The sequence below is a fragment of the Xanthomonas sp. WHRI 7065 genome, from assembly GCF_040203115.2.
GTDB classification, from domain to species: domain Bacteria; phylum Pseudomonadota; class Gammaproteobacteria; order Xanthomonadales; family Xanthomonadaceae; genus Xanthomonas; species Xanthomonas arboricola.
This window is the reverse complement of record NZ_CP168194.1, coordinates 2,563,495-2,583,639: the sequence shown is the minus strand read 5'-3', so window position 1 is coordinate 2,583,639 and position 20,145 is coordinate 2,563,495. Positions and strand designations below refer to the sequence as shown.

Sequence of the window (20,145 nt, the reverse complement as noted above, 5' to 3'; positions counted from 1 at the left end):
CTCAAAAAACGAAGGTTTCGGACTGCGCCGCATCCTGCGGCTGCCCGGGCGACACCAGCCGTTGCATCAGCATTTGTTCGTAGATCGCATCGGCGATCGTGGACGTCTTCTCGCCCAGCAATTGCTGGGTAGGCACGTCGATGCCGAAGCGCTGGCGCAGGGCGTTGCGCAGGTTGATCGAGGACAGCGAATCCATCCCGTACTCGGTCAGCAGCACTTCGGCGAAAGGCTGCGAATCGTTGGCGAACACGGCTTCGTCGACTTCCAGCACTTCCGCCGCGGTCGCCTGTAGCCGTGCCAGGATCTGCTCCATCTGGCTTTGCCTGTCACCGATGGCGGAAATGGCGTGTGCCGCGTCCGCGGACGCGACCTCGCGCTTGGCGGAGGGTTCGACCGCGCGTGTCGCTGTGCTCGCGGGTGTGGAGACGGGCCGCAGCCAGATGCCGTCGCTTTCGGCGAACACCACCTGGTGCGAGTGCGCATGCGCGGATGCGGCGGGAAAGCAGACCATGCGAAAGCCCGCCTGCGCTAACAGCGCGGCCCAGGTCGGCGGCGACAGCGCCGGTCCGCCCGGCAGGCGCAGCCAGGAATCGGTGAAGCGCCACCAGCCCTCCAGCAAACCGTAGGTCACGTGGGTGTAGACCGGATTTTGGGTCAGCTCTTGCACCAGCAGCGCTCCGTCGCGCTTGAGCAACACCTTACAGTGGGCCAGCGCGCGTTCGATATCCTGGGTCGCATGCAGGACGTTGGCGGCGATGACGACGTCGTACCTGCCTGGCTCCAGGCCTTGTGCCTGCGGATCGCGCTCGACGTCGAACGTGCGGTAGTCGACATAGCCCGGCAGGCTCAGCGCGGCCTTGCGATCGGAGGCGAGGAACGCGGCGGAGAGATCGGTGAATGCGTATTCGTCGATCGCATCGGGTTGTGCGCGCAGCGCGTCGATCACACGGCGCGTCGTGGCACCGCGCCCGGCGCCGACTTCGAGGATGCGGATCCTGGCGCCGGGCTGATGCCGACGCAGGCGTGCGACGCGCTCGGCGACGATGTCGGCGATCACCACGCTGCAATGGCGCAGCGCCGGATCGTTGAAGTAGCTGTCCGCCGCCGCGATCGACGTGCGCTCGGAGAACGCGACGTCGACCGCCGAACGGCGGCCTGTCAGGACCTCCGCGAGCGCCTCCAGCATGGTCTGCGCATACGCGCGCAGCGCGATGTTTCCGCGCGCTTCCCGTAATCGCGCCCAGGCCTGCGCGGGCGCGCTGTCGACGGCCGTCGCGGCATATACGCCGTCGTGGCTGCGTTGCAGGTAACCATGCCGGACCAGTTCGTCCAGCGAGCGTTCGAACCATGGACGGTAGGCATCGAGAATGCGGGCGTCGCAACGGATGGTCTCCGCGGCGCGCGGTGCAGCGAAATCGCACAGTGCGCGCAACTGCGACCACAGCACCGCGACGATCGCTTGCTCCAGCGCCGCATCCTCGGCAATCAGCGCGTCCGCACCGGCCAGTGGCGTTTCCGCCTGCGGCGCGGTGGCGTCCGCTACGAGCGAACGCGGCTGGATCTCTAGGCGGTGGTCCTGGTCGACACCGATCGCCGCCAGACCGGCACGATCCTGTACCCGCAGGTAGCCGTACTGCATCAATGGCGCGTTCAACATGCGCAAGGCGGCATTGACCGCTTCGGGCGCCTGGATCGCCGCGATGCCGGCCTTGGCCATGCGCGTGCGGTGGTATTCGGACGCGACCGCGCCCACCTCGCCCCAATACCCCCAGTTCACCACGCGCACGCGGCAGCGCGCCGCCGCGCCCCAGGCCAGCGCGAACGCGTCTTCGAAACAACTCGCGGCGGCGTAGTTGCTTTGCCCCGGCAAGGTCGCGAACGCGTTCATGCTGGAAAAGAACAGGGCAAAACGCAGGCGGTCGGGATCCAATACCTGGGCCAGGCGCACGCAGCCGGCGACCTTGGGCGCGAGCACCTCGCGCAGTTCGTCGGCGGACAGGCGCTCCACCGAGCGGTCGGCCAGCGTCATGGCCGCGTGGATCAGGCCATCGATCTTGCCGAAACGCGCCTGGATCGCGTCGCGCGCGCGTTCCAGGCTTGCGCGGTCGGCGGCATCGCCCTGGATGTAGTGCACGCGCGGCCCCAGCGAGGCGAGCGCGTCGATGCCGGCCTGGATCGCGGCTTGCGGCCGCCGTCCCATCCACACCAGCTGGAGATCGGGCGTGCGCTGCAGCAGCGCACGGCTGAAGGCCTGGCCGAGGCCGCCGGCGCCGCCGATGATCAGACAGACCGATTCCGCCGCGACGATGTATTCGTCCTGCGGCGGGTCGGTGACCACGCAGGCGCGGCGTTCGTACCAGCCATGGTTGCGATACGCCAGCACCGGGCCGCGTTCGAAATCCGCGCGGGTCAACGCGTGCAGCGGTAGCGACGCGTCCGCCGGCACGTCGATGAGCCGCGCGCGCCAGTTCGGGTACTCGCGCGCGATGCTGCCGATCATGCCTTGCAGGCCGGCATGCACCGGATCGATCCGGGCGGCGCTGGCTGGCGCGGGTGTCGATCGGGTCAGCGTCAGCCAGTCGATGCAACGGTGGCCGTAGCCTGCGGCCAGCAAGGCCTGCGCAAGCGTGAGGCAGCGGAACACGCCGCGCGTCTGCGCGTCGAGCATCGCGTCATCGGTCAATGCGAGCGCGTCGTCGTCGACCAGCCACAGCAGCCGGCGGATGTCGCTGCGTTCGGCGATCGCGCGCCGCAAGCGTTGTGCGTCGTCGATTACCTCCGCGGACAGGAAGCGAATGCCAGCATCGCAATCGGCAAGAGCGGCACGGGCCTGGGTCGTGCCGCCTATCACCAACATCACGCCGTCGCTCGCGACCCGATCGCCGCCGGAATCCACCGGTATCCACGCCGGCGCCACGAACAGGCCTTGCGATGCCATGTCGGCCGCATCGGCCGGCACGGTCGATGCGATCTCGTCGTGCACCAGCAGCCGCTCCTGCGCCGCGGGGTGAAACGCGAAGTCGCTGAAGCGCACGCACAGCGTGCCGTCGTCGTCGCACAGATCGATATCGAACGCCGTATGAGCGCCGCTGACGGCGGCCGTGGCATCCCAGCGCACCACCGCCCAGGCCGCAGCCGTACTGGCATGCAACACCTGCACGTGCCGGCAACGCGAAGGCCGCGCGCCCGGCGCCAGTCGCCAGGCGGTGCGCGCATCGAGATGGCAGGCGATGACGCTCTGCAGGGCACCATCGAGTATTCCCGGATCCAGGGCGAGCCCCGCGCTCGGCGTGCCGGTGAGCGCGAGCCGCGCCACGGCTTCGCCGTCTCCGAGCTGCACTTCGCGGATGGTGCGATGGCTGGATCCGTAGTCGAAACCGATGTGCGAGAACGCTTCATAGCACTGCGCCGACGCATGGGTCGCATGCCGGCAACGCGCGCGGACCGCGGCGATGTCCACCTGTGGGCGATCGACCGCCGCCTCGCGCGCGATCGTGCCGCTGGCGTAGACGACGTCCGGTGCCTGGCGCTCGCCATGGGCGCCGACTTCGAAGCGTATTGGTGCAGATGCATCGCCATGCAGCCACACCGACAACGACGCCGCACCGGCAGGCGCGAACGGCGCCAGCCACCGCACTTGGTCGAATCGGATCGAGCGCGGTGCGGCCGATGGCTGGTCCGCTCCCGCACGCTCCGGCGCTGCGTACTCGAGCGCCGCCCGGACCAGTTCCAGATAGGCCACGGCCGGCAACAGCCGCGCGCCATCGATGATGTGATCGGTCAGATAGGTCTCGTCGCCGTCCAGGGCAAGATCCAGCCGCCGCAGCAACACCTGCTCGCCCGACAGACGCAAGCCGCCGGATTTGGCCGCGGTGCCCGCTGGGTAAGTCGATTGCGGCAATGGAAACCGGCGCATCTCGAAGGCGTAGGTCGGCAGGCTGCAACGGTGCGGCGCATGCGCGCCGAAGACGGTGCTCCAGTCGATGGCCTCGCCCTGGACCCAGCGTCGCACCAGCTGCGTGGCGACCTGCGCGGACACCAGCGCGCTTTCGAGCACGGCTTGCGCCGGTACGTCGCCGCCGGCGGGTGGCCGGTGCAGATCGACGTGACCGTGGTGCACCTGCTCCGGTGCTATGTCTTCGCCGAGCGCGCGCAGGCATCCGGTTAACGCCTGGTGCGAATCGGCGACGAAGCCCAGGCGGTGGGCCATGGCTTCGCGTCCGCAGGCCAGGGTGTGGCTGATGTCGAGCAATGCGTTCGCGCCGGCCGGCTTGTCCTCGACCGCCTTCAGCAGCGCGGCGATCTGAGCCTGCAAGGCTTGCGCACTGCGCGCCGACAGCAGCACAGGGAAACACCGCGCCGATGTCGGCGCGCGCGGCGGCGCGCAATACTCTTCGACCAGCGCATGGGCGTTGACTCCGCCGAAGCCGAACGAACTCACGCCGGCGCTGCGCGGCGCCGGTGCACCGTCGCGTTGCGGCGCCTGCCACGGCTGCGACTGTTCGACCACGTAGAACGGGCTGCCGTCGGTCACCACGTAGGGATTGCGCGGCTGGCTGTGCAGGGTCGGTGCCAGGGTCCGATGTCTGAGCTGCAGCAATACCTTGATCAGACCGGCGATGCCCGCGGCGATCTCCAGGTGGCCGATGTTTGCTTTCACCGATCCCAGCGCGCAATACCCCGTCTGCGGCACGACACCGTAGCGATCGCTCAGCCGGTCGAACGCCGACTTCAGCGCTTCGACCTCGATCGGGTCGCCGAGTGGGGTTCCGGTGCCATGGCATTCGATGTAGCCGATGCTGTGAGGATCGGCATCGACCAGGGAATACGCGCGATAGATCAGGTCGGCCTGCGCACGCGGGTTCGGCGCGGTCAACGAGCGCGCCGCGCCGCCGTGGTTCTCGACGGTGGAACGGATCACACCGTGGATATGGTCGCGATCGCGTACCGCCAGCGAAAGCCGCTTGAGCAGGAACAGGCCGATGCCCTCGCTGCGTACGTAGCCGTTGGCCTCGCTAGAGAAGGTTTTGCAGCGCGCATCCGGGCTCAGCATGCCGGCGCGTGCGTAGCTGCCATAGAGGTACGGCGTCAACATCAGGTGGGCAGCTCCGGCCAGTGCCAGCTCGCACTCGCCGCTCTGGATCGCGCGCACCGCGCGATGCAGCGCCACCAGCGAACTCGAACACGCCGTATCGATGGCCTCGTTGGGGCCACGGAAATCCAGGTGATGGCTGATCCGGTTGGAGGTGACCGACGACAGCAGGCCGGTCGAGGTATATCCCTCCGCCGGGCGATCGGCGCGGGCGATGACGCGGACGTAATCGTGCACCTGCAGGCCGATAAATACGCCGGTATCGCTGCCGGCCAGCGAACGCGGCGCGTAGCCGGCGTCCTCGATCGCGCGCCATGCGTGCATCAGCAGCAGGCGCTGGTGCGGATCCATGGTCGCGGCTTCGCGAGGAGAGATGTTGAAGAATAGAGGGTCGAATTCGTCGATGCCGCTGATGAATCCGCCCTTGCGCATTTCGATGCCGAGTTCTTCGGAGTCGCCGCGCACCGATTCCCACTCGAAGCGGCCCGGTGGCACCGTGGTGATGCAGTCCCTGCCCTGGATCAGATTGCTCCAGAATTCATCCAGGTCCGCGGCCAGCGGCAGCGCGGCGCTGACGCCGATGATTGCGATCGGCTCGCCCGCGGCCTGCACCTCGCGCTCCTCGCGGCCGCCCCGTGCCGACGGATCCTTCCAATAACGGCTGATCCATCGCGGCATCTGGTACGAGCCCATCGAGGTTCTCCTGATATCAGATGCCGTCGGCGCGTAGCGCTTCGACGGGTGCGAGTTGGGAGGCACGCAGCGCAGGCAGCACGCCGAATACGAAACCGATGGCGATGGCGATCAGCAGCGGATTGATCACCACCGCAGGCTGCACGCTAACTGGCCACTCCGTCCAGCGACCGAGCACGAACACGGCCAGGGCGCCCAGCGCCACGCCCATGCACCCGCCGATCACGCTCAACAGGCAGGCCTCGGTCGCAATCATCGCGGCGATGTCGCGTTTCTTGGCGCCCAGCGCACGTCGCAATCCGATTTCCGACTTGCGCTGGGTCACGTTGAAGTAGGTGACCGTGAAGATGCCCACGCCACCGAGTATCAGCAGCGTGGCCGCCAGGAATTGCCCGATTCTGCCGATCAGCGCGTTGCTGACCCGGGTGGCTTCGTTCTGCCTGACCAGCCCCAGGATCTCGAAATTGTCCTCGCCGTTGGCCCGCATCCCACGCGACCTGCGCAGGATCTGCGCAGTCGCCGCTTCCACCGCGGGCATCTGCTGCCAGTCGCGCGTCTGCACCAGCAGATGCGACAGGCTTTCGACGTTGTACAGTCGCCTGAGAGAGGTCTGCAGCGGCACGAATACGTTGGTGTCCTCGCTCTTGCCGTCCGGCCCCAGCCCCTTTTCGCGCAACTCCCCGATCACCATGAACGGCACGCCGGCCACGATCAACATGTCGCCGACCAGGGAGCCCCCGGCGCGCACCGAGCGGGCGACGCCCGCGCCGACCACCGCGACCCGCTCCATGCGGCGGTCGTCGAGATCGTCGATCAGCCGGCCTTCGCCGAGCTTCCATTTCCTGGCCTGGAAGTATTGCTCGGTCACGCCGAGCACGGTGGTGGGAAAGCTTTTTCGGGTGTTCTTCACCACTACGCTGTTGCGCTGCAGTACGGGCAGCACGCGCTGCACGCCGGCAACTTCGTAGCCGATTGCATCTGCGTCGGCGAGAGTGAGCTTGGCATCGGCGACGGCACCGGACCGGGCGATGCTCGACCGCCCGGTCTGGACCATGAACATGTTCTTGCCGACCACCTCGGTCAGCGCTTGCAAGCGGCGCTGGGTACCCGCGCTGGAGGCCATGATCATCATCACCGCGGCGCTGCCCATGGCGATGGCGAAGATCGCCAGCAGCGAGCGCAACCCCGACACGCGCAAGGCAATGAACAGGATCGTTGCTTGCAGGCGCAATCGCTGTAGGAAAACCGACGCGGCCATCCAGTGGTGCTCCTATGGGCAGAGTGAGCCGCTCGTGTTCATTTCTGACGTAGAGCGATCACCGGATCCAGTCTTGCGGCCCGCCTGGCGACCAGCAGGGTGCTCAGCGCGGCGGTGGCGACGGCGGCGGCGACCAGGGCCAGGATCACCAGGAACGGGGTTTTGTGCATCACCAGCCCAAATTTTTCCAGCAGCATCGACGCGGTGGCCAGAACGATGATCTTGGCCAGCAACAATCCGGCCAACGAAGCCGTCACCGCCACCAGCACCGCTTCGATCAGCAACTGCCACTGTACGTCGCTGCTGCGCGCGCCGATCGCCTTTCTCAGGCCGATCTCGGCGGTGCGCGCCTTGATGCTCATCACCATGACCATGGCGATCACCACGCCCGACAGCGCGAAGCCGATGGCCGCCGCAAGCGCGACGAATGTCTTGATGGTGAAGAACGAATCGTCCAGGCGATGCTGGATATCGACCGGTGTCACGATGGGAAACGGATCGCCGGCAGCCGGATCGTAGGGATGGAGTTCTTGCAGCACCTCGGAAATCCGCCGCGCCGCCTCCTTCATGCGCGCTGGATCGGACAGCACGAACGTGACGCTGGTAACCGAATCGATTTTTTCGACCTGATCCATCAGCGTGGTGTACGGCAACTGGATAAAATCGTCCTGATCGTTGCCATGAGGATCCAGGCCGATGGTTTCCAGCACGCCCTTGACTTTGAACGAAATACCGTCGATGGAGATCTGCTGGCCGACCGGCGATTCATTCGGAAACAACGTCGTTGCGACCGAAGATCCCAGCAAGGCGACGCGGGCGCGGCCGGAGACCTCGGATTGGGTGAAGTACTCACCCGCGTCCACGTCGCGGTTGCGGATGTGCTGGGCGCGTTCGGAATTGCCGGTGATCAAGGCCATGGTCGCGTTCGGGCCGACCCTGACCACGCGTTGTCCGCTGAACACCAACGGGTCCCAGTCCTGGATCTCCTTGACCGTGGCCAGGATCGAATCGATGTCCTTGATGGTCAGCCGCAAACCTTCGGCATCCCAGGTCTCGTTGCCGGACTGCGGGGTCAGCACGATCGCATCGGTCGGATAAATCCGGCTGAAATAAACGGTGAACCGGTCGCGCGTGTTGACCAGCGCCAGCGCGATCAGCGTGGTCGCGCAGACGCTGATCACGATGCCGATCGACATCAGCATGGTTTGCAGACGAAAGCGCAGCAGCCGGGTCAGCGACATGCGCAACAGCAGGCTGGCGTTCACGCCTGCACCCCCTGGGCGTCGTCGACGATGACCCCGCCGCTGATGGTGATGACCCGGTCCGCGCGCCTGGCGACCTCCGGATCGTGGGTGACCAGAACGATGGTGGTGCCGCGGTCGTGCTGCTTGCGGAACTCGTTCATGATGTCGTCCGACGCCACCTTGTCCAGGTTGCCGGTGGGCTCGTCGGCCAGCAGGATTTTGGGCTCGTTCACCAACGCGCGCGCGATCGCCACGCGTTGCTGCTGGCCGCCGGACAATTCGCTCGCGTAGTGGCTCATGCGGTCCGACAGGCCTACCGCGGCCAGCGCCGCTTCGCCGAGGCTTTTGAAATCCTTGCGGTTGGCGTACAGCAGCGGCAGCTGTACGTTCTCCAGCGCGGTCGTCCTCGGCAGCAAATGGTAGCTTTGAAACACGAAGCCGATGAAGCCGTTGCGCAGCGAGGCGAGCTCGTTGTCCGACAGCCCCTGCACCGCGCGCCCGTTGAGCAGGTACTGGCCCGCATCGGGCCGGTCGAGCAGGCCGATCAGGTTCATCAGGGTGCTCTTGCCCGAGCCGGACGGACCCACGATCGCGATGAACTCGCCCTTGCTGATCGTCAGCGACAATCGATCGACGGCGCTGACGGGCGCCTCGCCGTTCTTGCGGTAGATCTTGCTGACGTCCTTGAGCTCAATCATCTGCCCCGCCTCCGTATTCCGCGACCCACAGCTGGCCATCCACGAGGACGGTCTGGCCGGCGCCGACACCGGAACTGATTTCGACCTGCTGCGAATTGCCCGCACCAGTGCGGACCCTGGTCTTGGTCCAGCCCTCTCCGTCGCGGACCAGAACGTAGCTGCTGCCGCCCTGCCGGATCACGGCGCTGCGCGGCACCAGCACGATACCACCCTTGGAGCGCAGCACGAAGTTGACCCGCGCAGTCATTTCCGGCCGCAGCGACAACTCCTTCTTGTCGAGTATCTCGACGATGACGATGTAGTTGACCACGCTGTTGACAAGCTCGGCCTTGGGCAGGATCGCTCTTACCACGCCCTTCTGCACTTCCGATGCGAACGCGTCGACGGTGAAGGTGACCTCCTGCCCGGTACGGATCTGGCCGATGCTGCTTTCGTCGATATTGCACTCGATCTGCAGGCGCTGAAGATCGACGATGGTGACGAAGGTCGGGGCCGAGAAGCTGGCAGCCACCGTTTCGCCTTGATAGGTACTGACCGATTCGATCATCCCCGAAATCGGCGCGGTGATGGTCGCGTAGCCCAATTCGATGCGCGCCTGGCGCAATTCCGCCTGCGCCCGCCTGACCGTGGACGCGCGCACCTGCGCATCGCGACGAAACCCGTCGACCTGGTTGCGCGAGATATCGCTGATCTGGGAAAAACGCTGCAACTGCACCTGGGCATACGCGTGCTCGGCATTGGCGGTGGCCAGGTCTTCCTCGAGCGCGTCGATGCGCGCGCGCATCTGGCTGGTGTTGATGACGGCGAGGACGTCGCCCTGCCTGACCATGTCGCCCACATTGACGCGCAACTGTTCGACGATGCCGGAGATCTGCGAGCCGACCTTGACCTGTCCGCCGACGTCGGGTTTGATCGCACCGATGGCGATGATCGAATCTTCCAGCGTGCCGCGCTTAGTCACCAGCGTGGCCCATCGGCGCTGGTTCTGCTCTTGCGGGGGGCGGCTAAAAACGAAAGCTGCGATCGTCGCGATGGCGACGATCAGCAAGGCAAGAACCACGTAACGCTTGGTCATAGGGCACGCTTGCAGCGAAGCAGATCCATGCATGGCGAGGCGAATACCGCCCAGCGCAGGCCGCTTATTGCGAATGCGGCGACCGGCGTCCCCTCATGCGGGGTAGTGGTTGTCCGTATATCCCATCGCCCGATCATATGCATTCGAAAGCGGGCTTGCAAGCGCAGTTTGGAGCTCTAAAAATGCACATCCGTGCAGCATCGGCGGGCGCTGCGACGGCGCAGAGCGAGTACCGCATTCGCTTCGCATGCCGCGTGCAGTGATCGCGGGGCGGCGTCGCTTTGCGTCGTCGCAGTCGGACGCTAGCGTTTTCGAGCGCCCTCTCGCTGCCTGGATTGCAGTATATTGAGGCCGCGCTTACCACTGCCGCCGATCGCGAGCGGCCCCACGCAAGATCATCGGACGAACTGCGAAGGTGAAGGAGCTGGCCTGGTGACTGAAGCCGCTGCGACAGATGTCCCGCGAGATGCGTCCTGTGAGCCGTTCGTGCTCGCCGCGCTCGACCCATGTCCGCGCGTGTATGCGAACCAGCCCGGGATGCGCACCGGTTCGGCTGCGTCGGATGTAATGCAGTGGCCAAGCTGCCATTGCCTTGCCTAACTTCCTGAGGGACACCACGGCATGCGTATCGTTGCATTGATGTGGCGTCAGTCGGCACCACTCTTCCTGTTGTGCATACTGAGCGATGCAGTCAACGCGGTCAGCAACCTCGGGCTAATCCTGCTGGTGTCCAAAGCCTTGCGCAATCCGTCCAACGTGGCCCTGCTGTGGCCGCAGTTCGTGTTGCTGATCGCGCTGGTGATCGCGACCACGCTGCTGTCGTCGGCCGCGGTCAACCGCCTGGTGAGCGGTTGCACGCTGACGATGCGTCAGGATCTACTGCAGGCGATTTTTCGCACCCCATTGAGGATGCTGGAAGAGATCGGGCCGCCGCGCTGGCTGACCACGCTCGGCGAAGACGTCGGCCAGGTCGGCGTGGCGATGCCGGGCCTGATCGGCGTGCTGCGCAACTTCGTGTTCCTCACCGTCGCGCTCGGCTACCTGGGCTGGATGTCGCCGATCGCGCTGGTGCTGGTGGTCGCCGCGACCGCCGTCAGTATCGTCACCCATCACGTGTGCTGGCGGTATGCCTCGCGGATTCTGGAACTGCTGGGCAAGCAGCGCGAGATCGCCTCCGGCATCGGCCGGGATCTCGCCGACGGACTCAAGCAGCTCAAACTGAGCAGACGCCAGCGCGATCAGATGACCCGCTCGGCGTCGCAGAACCAGCAGCGCATCAACGCCTTGCAGCAGCGCTCGGCGCTGATCTTCAGTCTGTCCGGCTCCCTGCACACGGTGTGGATCTTCAGCCTGCCGCTGCTGATGATCTACGGCACCTCGATCGGCCTGCTCGGGCCGGAAATCGGCTATACCGCGCCATTGCTGATGTTTTTCGTGCTTACCCCGCTGATCGCGGTGATGCAGGGATTCCAGACCAACGCGCAGGCGACGTTCGCGCTGAACCGGATCCGCGACCTCACCGGCTTGCTGGAACGAGAGCTGGAGACGCACGCCGAAGGCGGCGCCGACGCAGCCGGCGACAAGCCGGCAATCCAGCGGATCGAAGCGCGCTCGCTGAGCTATACCTATCAGAAGGATGGCGAGCCCACCCTGGTCATCGGTCCGATCGACATCACCCTGCACGCCGGCGAATCGCTGTTCATCGCCGGCGGCAACGGCAGCGGCAAGACCACGGCCGGAAAGATGCTGTGCGGCCTGTACGTGCCAGGCGCCGGCAGCCTGATCGTGGACGGCGTGGAGATCGACGAATCCAACCGCCACCTGTATCGCGCCAACGTCTCCGCCCTGTTCAGCGACTTTTCGCTGTTCCATTCGCTGTCGGGCAGCGACTACGACCGCCAGGTCACCGACACCTCCCTGGACATGTTCGGCCGGACCCGGCTCTCCCACCTTCAGCTGTCGCGCGAGAGTCTGCTGGCGCAGGCCGCGCACTTCTCCACCGGCGAGCGACGCCGCGTCGCCCTGCTGCTGCTGTTGATGGAGAAGAACCAGATCATCCTGTTCGACGAATTCGCCGCTGAGCAGGACGCCGAGCATAAAGCCTGGTTCTACGACGAACTGCTTCCCTGGCTCAAGCAGGCGGGCAAGATCGTCATTGCGATCACCCACGATTTGCGCTTCCTGGACCGCGCCGACGTCAGCATGGTGTTCGATCGCGGCAACCCGCCAGTTTGCCAGCGCGCCGGCGATCGTACCGCCGCCTTCGCCCCGGCCGATCCGGCCGCAAGCGCCGCGCCGTTGCGTGCGCCGGCGCCGTTGTGACGCGCCGCATCGCGCAACGCCATCCCGGCCGCGTGTGCGCGGGGCCGTGACGGACCACGTACCGCCCGAGTGGCGCGCCGGCGATCCATCCAACGGCTTGAACCCACCGATCCGACGGCGGTAACGACTCCATGTGCGGAATTGCAGGCTTCCTGGATTTTCACGGCGCGGCGCAACCCGCGCACGAGCGCGCGTCGATCCTGCACAGCATGGGCCTGCAGCTGGCGCGCCGCGGGCCGGATGAGGAAACCCGTTACTGCGACGACAGGCTGTCACTGGTGTTCCGCCGCCTGTCGATCGTCGACGTGGCTGGCGGCGCGCAGCCGTTCTGGAACCAGGAGCGCAGCATCGTGGCCGTGGTCAACGGCGAAATCTACAATCACCGCGAGCTGCGCGCACAGCTCGGCGACCGCCATGTGTTCCGCAGCCATTCGGACTGCGAGATCGTCGTCCACCTATACCAGGAATTCGGTGTCGAGGCCTTCGCCCGCCTCAACGGCATCTTCGCTCTGTGCATCTGGGACATCGGGCAACGCAAGCTGGTGCTCGCGCGCGACCATCTCGGGGTCAAGCCGATGTTCTATTGCGACGGCCCGGATACGTTCCTGTTCGGATCCGAAATCAAGGCGCTGCGCGCCCATCCGCAGTGCTCGCCGGAACTGGACTGGAGCGATCTCCACCTTGGCGGCCCGCGCGACGGCATGCACGATCCACGCTATGCGCTGCGCCTGCCGAGCTACGTGGAGGGCGTCGACGTCCTGCCGGGCGGCCATTATCTGACGGTGCATGACGGCCGGTGCTCGCGGCCGCAGGCTTACTGGCGCATCGAAGACACCGAGATAGAAGCGGCGGCCAGCCCGCAACAGCTGTGCGAACGCTATGCGGACCTGCTCGAAGCCTCGGTCCATGCCCAGTTGATGAGCGACGTGCCGGTCGGCATCTTCCTCAGCGGCGGCCTGGACTCGTGCACGATCGCCGCCATCGCCAGGCGCTATCGCCCGGACATCCATTGCCTGAACATCGTCGAGGAGACGGTCGAAGCCTCCGGCGATGCCGATGCGGCTCGCAGCCTGGCCGCGCACGCCGGCCTGCGTTTTTCGCAGGTGCGCTTTCGCGCCGATCATTTCCTCGCCGAACAACCGCTCGGCCTGGAGGAACTGGAGTATTTCGTCTGGATGATGGATACGCCGTTCCTGGACCCGGAAATCTTCTTCAAGCACGAGGCGCATCGCTTCCTGAAGACGCAGCGGCCCGAGCTCAAGGTGGTGCTGCTGGGCCAGGGCGCCGACGAGTTCGCCGGCGGTTATTCCAACAGTTACGCAGCCCCGCATGTCTCGTGGGATGGCTACTTGAAGGCGCAGCGCGTGGCCGCGTTCGCGCCGCCCTATCGCGACTGGATCGACCGCGACAACGTGCGCGATCGCGAGCGGCTGTCGTACCGTCCGCTCATGCGCTCGTTCGTGTGCTCACTGCAGCGATACAACCTGTGGCACGAGGATCGCACCAGCGCCGCCCAGGGGGTCGAGTCGCGAGTGCCGTTTCTGGATCCGCGCCTGGTGGAGTTCCTGTGGTCGATCCCGGAATCGGCGCATGCGCAGCTGTTCTGGGACAAGCAAATCGTGCGCAAGGCAGCGTCACGCTGGATGCCCGAGCGGTTTTGCCAGAGACCGAAAGTGCCGTTTTTCCAGGGTAACGACACCTCGTCGATCACGCGGATGTTTTTCGTATTGTTTCGCAACGCGTGGCCGTCGTTCGTCGAGAAGTACGTCGACGTTGCCGACAGCCTGTTCGACACCAGGGCGGCGGCGCAGTTGGCGCAGCAGGCGGCCACGGACCCGGCCGCGCTCATCGGTCTGTTCCGGCTGATGGCGTTGGCGATCTTCGAGCGCCAAGGCAGCCGCACCGCCCAGACGCATTACCCCGGCTTCATGACCGCGCCCTCGCCACTGCACGCGGACGCTTGAGCGTGCCGCGACCGGCGTGCGGGCAATCGCTCAGCCGCCATGCAGCCACTTTTGCAGGGAGTGTGGCGCGGCCGGCGGTGCCGGCGCGGTGGTCGCCTGCCACAGCACGATCTGCCATTTGTTGGCGCGGTGCGCCCACACCCGGGTGGTCACCACATCGACCTGGCCCTTCCAGCCACCGAATTCTCCGGCCACTTTTTCCGGACCGCTGACGACGGCAAAATCGCCGTACATCCGTGTCACCATGGTCTTGTTGACGTAGCTCGAATACACGCGATCCTTGGTCACCAGCACCAGGTACGCGCTCTTGTTCATGCGCGCGCCGTCGGAGCCTACATAGATCACGTCCTCGGCGATGACCGAGTCCAGGAAGACCAGGTCCTTCTTCACGAACGCCGTCGCCAGCCGGGCTTCCAGCTCCCGGATGACGGCGTTGTCGGCGGCCGCCGCAGCTGGTGCGGCTGGCGCGGCCGGCTGCGCGCAAACGCCCACGGTGGTCGCAAGCAGCCCGCCGAAACAGCAGGCGACGGCCATTGCGCGGGTGACGGATCCGATGCTCATTGCGCTCTCCTGTGTTCGATGGTGAATGCGTTTGGGAATGTGCGATCAGGCGCGGAACGAATAGCTGAGCGAAACGACTTTGTCCTCGGCGAACACGCAATGGAACCAGCCCAGCGGATTGACCAGGATCTCGCCAGGTCCGAGCCGTACCTGCAGGGCGCGCGCGTTCGCATACAGCGGATACCGCGCGTGGTCGGCGGCGGACGGATCGACGCGACAGGGTTGGCTGTTGGTGTAGGCGATCGAGGGATACAGGAATTCGCCCTGGTCGGGCGGGAACATCAGCACGCGCTTGTAACCGTACAGTTGCGCCAGCAATCCGTGCAGATCGTCGCGATGCAGCAACGTCACCGGCCGCGTCCCCGCCCCGCCCTGCCCCATCCACAATTGCGCGATCGCGGGCGGCCCGTGGCGATCGAAGAATGGCGGCGCGAAGGCCTGCTGCAGCGCGGCCGGGATCTGGCAGCCATGGGTGTAGATGTCCTCCGCCCCGCTGCCGTCCAACGCACGCACCAGGTCCGAGATATCGCGTTGCTGGACGATGCGCGGATCGATGGTCAGTGCGCAATGCCCAAACCGCTCGGCAAACTCCTGCAGGCTGCGCGGCAGTGGCCAGGCGTCCAGCGCGCCTTCCACCACCACCGGACGCTGCTCTGCCAGGCAGGCCAGCACTTGTTCGGTCGATGGCCGATACAGGCGCTCGATCGCTGCGACCGGTGCGCGCGAGCCGCTGATGCGGGTGGCCTCCTGGAATCTCGCCACGGTCGCCGCGGACGGGCGGCGCAGCAGCAGGCCGAGCGAAAACGCCAGGCTCAGGTCGCCCTGCACCTGCATCTGCTGAGCGAACGTCGGCGAACGGAACTCGATCGATTCGGGGCTGTCGAGCACGAAATTGGCGATCGCCGACGTCATGCGCACGGTACTGGACGGATTGGGATGCGCACCGTCGCCATAGGCGATGCCGTCGGCGTCCGCCACGACATGGAACTGCTCACCTGCCTGGCCGTCGATCTCGAACGCGCACACGCCCCGCTGGCCACTGGCGTGATAGGCGTCGTGCAGGCGCTCGAACATCCTGGGGCCGAAAGTGTCCATGCTCGAACTCCTTGTCGCGTCGGTTCGTCGGTAGCCTAGCGCGCGTGATGTACTTCGAGGTGCGTGCGGAGCGTCCTGTGGTGCGTCGAGACAAGGCATGCGTTGCGGCCCAGCCTGGTGGCCGGGGCAACGCGCGCAACGCAGTATCGGCGCGCACGGAACGCTTCCTAAGACGCGCGGGCCGGCGGCCGGAGTGCCGCGGCCAGCACCTGCGCGACTGCTGCGGCCCGCGCAGGTGCCATGATCGTCCAGTGATCGGCGTCCATTTCCGTCAGTGTCACGTCCTCGCCCAGGCGCCGAGCGTGAGCCCGCGCCTGCGACGTGTCCATCGACGCGGAAGCGAAGACGTACTGGATCGGGGAATTGATCGCGTTCGGCATATGCGTTGTTCCTGCCTGCAGCAGTCGGCGACGTAGGGCGATGATAGCCCAGTCCGGCGCGGCGTCCGAATGCGTTTCATCCGCTGCCACGGCTTCGGATGGCGGTCGCAGGTGCCTTAGCAGTTGGTCGTCGGCCTGGTCCGGCCATGATTCGGTATCCAGCAGCGCGCAGTCCACCATGCCGACGACGTCGACGGTATGCCCCGCCGATTCGAGCTGAAAGGCCATTTCCTGCGCGATCAGCCCGCCCAGGGACCAGCCGGCCAAGCGATAAGGGCCTTGAACCTGGATCCCGCGCACCGCGCGCAGGTACAGCTCGGCGATTGCGCCGATCGAGGTTTGCGCAGCCGCGTCATCGCTGCGTGCTTGCAAGCCGTAGACGCAGCAGCCTTGCGGCAGCGCTTGCGCCAGAGGCACGCAGGCGGCGACATCGCCGCTGATGTCGTGGATCAGGAACATGTTCTGTTCGTGCGAGCCTTCGCGCATGTGCACCACGCAAGGCGGCAAGGCAAGAACGGGCACTGCGGTCACGCGCGCGGCCAGCGCGGCGAGCGTGGGGTTTTCAAACACTACGGTCAAGGCGATGTCGATGCCTTGGTGGCGCGCTCGTTCGACCAGGCGCATCGCCAGCAACGAGTGGCCGCCCAGTTCGAAGAAATGGTCATGGCGACCGACGTGCGGCAGTTGCAGCAGGTCTTGCCAGATCAGCGCCAGCGCCTGTTCGCGCTCGCCGCGTGGCGGTACGTAGGTTTGCAGCGGCAGCGCGTCTGCGTCCGGCGCCGGCAATGCCTTGCGGTCGAGCTTGCCGTTCGGAGTCAACGGCATCGCCGGCAGCAGCACCAGCGCCGCCGGCAGCATCGGTGTGGGCAAGTGTGCGCGCAGGTGCTGGCGCAGTGCGTCCAGGTCGGGGGGCTGGGCGGCTACACCGGTCACATAGCCCACCAGGCGCGCGTGTGTGCCTGCGCCGTGCAGCACCACCGCCGCTTCGCGGACCTGCGGCCAGTCGCGCAGGCGCGCTTCGATCTCGCCCAGTTCGATGCGATGGCCGCGCAGCTTCACCTGGCTGTCGTTGCGGCCCAGGTAGTCCAGCGTGCCATCGGCGCGCCAACGGCCCAGGTCGCCGGTGCGGTACAGCCGTGCGCCCGGCGTCGGTCCGTGAGCGTCGACCACGAAGCGCTCGGCGGTCAGGCCTGCGCGCGCTTCGTAGCCGCGCGCGACGGCGATGCCGCCGATGTAGAGTTCGCCCGGCACGCCGATCGGGACCGGTGCGCCATGCGTGTCCAGCACGTAGATCCGCACGTTCGCGATCGGGGCGCCGATCGGCACCTCGCCCGCTGGCGGCAGGTGCGCGCAGGCGTAGGCGGTCACGTCCACCGCCGCTTCGGTCGGACCGTACAGGTTGTGCAGGCCCACCTGCGGCCACCGCGCGGCGAATCGCTGCGCCAGCTCGCGCGACAAGGCTTCGCCGCTGCAGAACACCTGTGTCAACGATGTGCAAGTCGAACCGGCACCGACCTCTTCCATCCCGGCGCCGACTTCCCTGGCGCCGATCTCTTCCACGAAAGCATCCAGCATCGAGGGCACGAAGTGCAGCGTGTCGATGCCTTCTCGCTCGATGAGCGCATGCAGATAGCCTGGATCGCGATGCCCGCCCGGCCGTGCGAACACCAGCCGGGCGCCGGCCAGCAGCGGCCAGAAGAACTCCCACACCGACACGTCGAAACTGCACGGGGTCTTCTGCAGGACGCTCTGGCCGGGTTGCAACGCATAGGCGTCCTGCATCCAGCGCAGCCGGTTGACCACGCCGCGGTGCGCGTTCATCACTCCCTTCGGCCGGCCGGTCGAACCGGAGGTGTAGATCACGTAGGCCAGCTGCGCGTTCGTCAGTCCGGGTACCGCGAGGGCGGCACCGGACAACTGCGCCCAGGTGTGCGGCTGGTCCAGCCACACCTGCTGCGCGGCGCCGACCAACTGCGCCGGCACCGGCGTGCGCTGGGTCTGCAGCACCACCGTCGGCCGGCTGTCGTGCAACATCTCGGCCAGGCGCTGCGGCGGCGCGTCCGGGTCCAGCGGCACATAGGCGCCGCCAGCCTTGAGCGTGGCCAGCAATGCCAGCAACAACGGTACCCCGCGCTCCACGCTCACCGCCACGCGGTGCTCCGGGCCGACCCCGCAGGCGCGCAGATGCCGGGCCAGCCGATTGGCACGCCGGTCCAGTGCGGCATAGCTGACCTGCTCATTGGCATCGACCGCGGCGATCGCATCGGGCGTGCGCGCCACCTGCGCTTCGAACAGCGTGTGCACCAATCCGTCGGCACAGGCGCGGTCGGTGGCGTTGAAGTCCTGCACCACCTGCCGCCGCGATGCGGCATCGAGCAGGCTCAACGTGGCGAGCGGACGCTGCGGATCCTCGACGATCTGCCGCAGCACGTGCGCGTACGCAGCGGCCCAACGCGCGATCGTGTCCGCATCGAACAGGTCGCTCGCGTAGTTCAGCGTGCCCAGGATGCGATCGCCCGACTCTCCCAGCGTCAACGTCACGTCGAACTGTGCGGTATCGCCGGGCATGGCCAACGGCTGCACGGACAGCCCCGGCAGGCCCAGATGCGCCTTGGGTACGCTTTGCCAGACGAACGCCGCCTGGAACAGCGGTGTATGTGCGAGGCTACGCGGTGGCTTCAAGGCTTCGACCACGTATTCGAACGGCACGTCGGCGTGTTGCTGCGCCTGCAGCACGCGCTCGCCCGCATGCCGAAGCAGCTCGCCGATACTCGCATCCGCGTCGATATCGATGCGCAGCACCAGCACGTTGACGAAGAACCCGATCAGACCTTCCAGCTCCTTGCGAAAGCGGTTTGCGGTGGGACTGCCGATCAACACGCAGGACTGACGGCTCAAGCGCGACAGCAGCACGCTCCAGCCAGCCAGCAACGTCGTAAACATCGACACGCCATGAGCCCGGCTGCACGCCTTGAGTGCAATGACCAGTTGTGGATCCAGCTCGATGCCGACGCTGCCGCCGCGATAACTCTGGATCGGCGGCCGTGGCCGATCGCCGGGCAGCTCGGTCGTCGCCGGCGCATCGGCCAGTGCCCGTCGCCAATACGCCAACTGCTGTTCCAGCCGCGCCCCCTCGAGCCTCTCTCGCTGCCACTCGGCGTGGTCGGCGAACTGGATGCGCAAGGGAGGCAACGGATTGTCCTGGTGCCGCGACAGCGCGTAATAGAGCGCGCCGAGCTCGTTAGTCAGGATGCCCATCGACCACGCATCGGAGACGATGTGATGCATGGTGATGAGCAGCACGTGCTCGTCCGCGCTCAGTCGGATCAAGCAGCCACGCACCAGCGGGCCGCGCTCCAGATCGAAGGCTTGCGTCGTCTCGTGCCCGACGATATCGCGCAAGCGCTCGCCGGCGTCTTTCACGCCGCTCAGGTCGTGCTGGCGAACGCTCGCGTGCGCCGCGGCGCTTATCGACTGATAAGCATCGCCATCGATCTGGCGGAAGGTGGTGCGCAGGGTCTCATGCCGCTGAACGATCAGATCCAGCGCATCGAGCAATGCACGACGATCCAGCGCGCCGCGCAAGCGCAGCCCGCCGTGGATGTAGTAGGCGCGATCGGCCCCCTTCAGGCGTGAAAGAAACCAGAGCCGTTGCTGCGCCAACGACGCCCGCAATGGCCTGTTGCGGTCGGCGATCGCGATCGGCTCGATGGGCTGGTGATCGTTCAATCACCTGGCCTTGCGCCGATCGAGAAACGCCGGA

Annotated in this window: 10 protein-coding genes; 2 read left to right on the top strand and 8 right to left on the bottom strand. The window is 66.4% G+C overall.

The annotated features are described in order from the left end of the window. Position 1: 1 nt before the first annotated feature. Genes ABQY64_RS10855 through ABQY64_RS10835 form a run of 5 tightly spaced genes read right to left on the bottom strand, consistent with a single transcriptional unit; the run spans position 2 to position 10,060 of the window. Positions 2–5,785, bottom strand: coding sequence for an SDR family NAD(P)-dependent oxidoreductase (locus tag ABQY64_RS10855; protein WP_102251972.1), 5,784 nt, complete (start codon positions 5,783–5,785; stop codon positions 2–4). 16 nt (positions 5,786–5,801) lie between these two features. Further along, positions 5,802–7,043 (bottom strand): ABC transporter permease, encoded by a 1,242-nt coding sequence (locus ABQY64_RS10850; protein ID WP_102251971.1) that lies wholly within the window; start codon positions 7,041–7,043, stop codon positions 5,802–5,804. A 38-nt stretch (positions 7,044–7,081) separates the two neighbouring features. Then, complete coding sequence (locus ABQY64_RS10845; RefSeq protein ID WP_102251970.1) at positions 7,082–8,308, bottom strand: ABC transporter permease; 1,227 nt, start codon at positions 8,306–8,308, stop codon at positions 7,082–7,084. Then, positions 8,305–8,985 (bottom strand): ABC transporter ATP-binding protein, encoded by a 681-nt coding sequence (locus ABQY64_RS10840; RefSeq protein WP_102251969.1) that lies wholly within the window; start codon positions 8,983–8,985, stop codon positions 8,305–8,307. Before ABQY64_RS10840 ends, ABQY64_RS10845 begins: the two co-directional genes overlap by 4 nt. Further along, entirely contained in the window at positions 8,978–10,060 is a 1,083-nt protein-coding gene (locus ABQY64_RS10835; protein WP_180968715.1) for an efflux RND transporter periplasmic adaptor subunit, read from the bottom strand. Before ABQY64_RS10835 ends, ABQY64_RS10840 begins: the two co-directional genes overlap by 8 nt. A gap of 621 nt (positions 10,061–10,681) precedes the next feature. Here ABQY64_RS10835 and ABQY64_RS10830 point away from each other — a divergent pair. Both ABQY64_RS10830 and asnB read left to right on the top strand, forming a co-directional pair. Next, the gene (locus ABQY64_RS10830; protein WP_102251967.1) at positions 10,682–12,382 is read left to right on the top strand and encodes an ATP-binding cassette domain-containing protein; all 1,701 of its coding nucleotides are present in this window, start codon (positions 10,682–10,684) and stop codon (positions 12,380–12,382) included. Between the two features lie 131 nt (positions 12,383–12,513). Next, a complete protein-coding gene (gene asnB, locus ABQY64_RS10825; RefSeq protein ID WP_104573350.1) occupies positions 12,514–14,346 on the top strand; it encodes an asparagine synthase (glutamine-hydrolyzing) in 1,833 nt (610 codons plus the stop codon). A 30-nt stretch (positions 14,347–14,376) separates the two neighbouring features. Here the strand turns inward: asnB and ABQY64_RS10820 are convergent, their stop codons facing one another. The 3 genes from ABQY64_RS10820 to ABQY64_RS10810 form a co-directional block, all read right to left on the bottom strand. Next, complete coding sequence (locus ABQY64_RS10820) at positions 14,377–14,907, bottom strand: nuclear transport factor 2 family protein (protein ID WP_102251965.1); 531 nt, start codon at positions 14,905–14,907, stop codon at positions 14,377–14,379. Positions 14,908–14,952: 45 nt separating this feature from the next. Beyond that, entirely contained in the window at positions 14,953–16,002 is a 1,050-nt protein-coding gene (locus ABQY64_RS10815) for a cupin-like domain-containing protein (protein WP_180968714.1), read from the bottom strand. A gap of 167 nt (positions 16,003–16,169) precedes the next feature. Next, complete coding sequence (locus ABQY64_RS10810; RefSeq protein ID WP_374151292.1) at positions 16,170–20,111, bottom strand: amino acid adenylation domain-containing protein; 3,942 nt, start codon at positions 20,109–20,111, stop codon at positions 16,170–16,172. Positions 20,112–20,145: the final 34 nt, after the last annotated feature.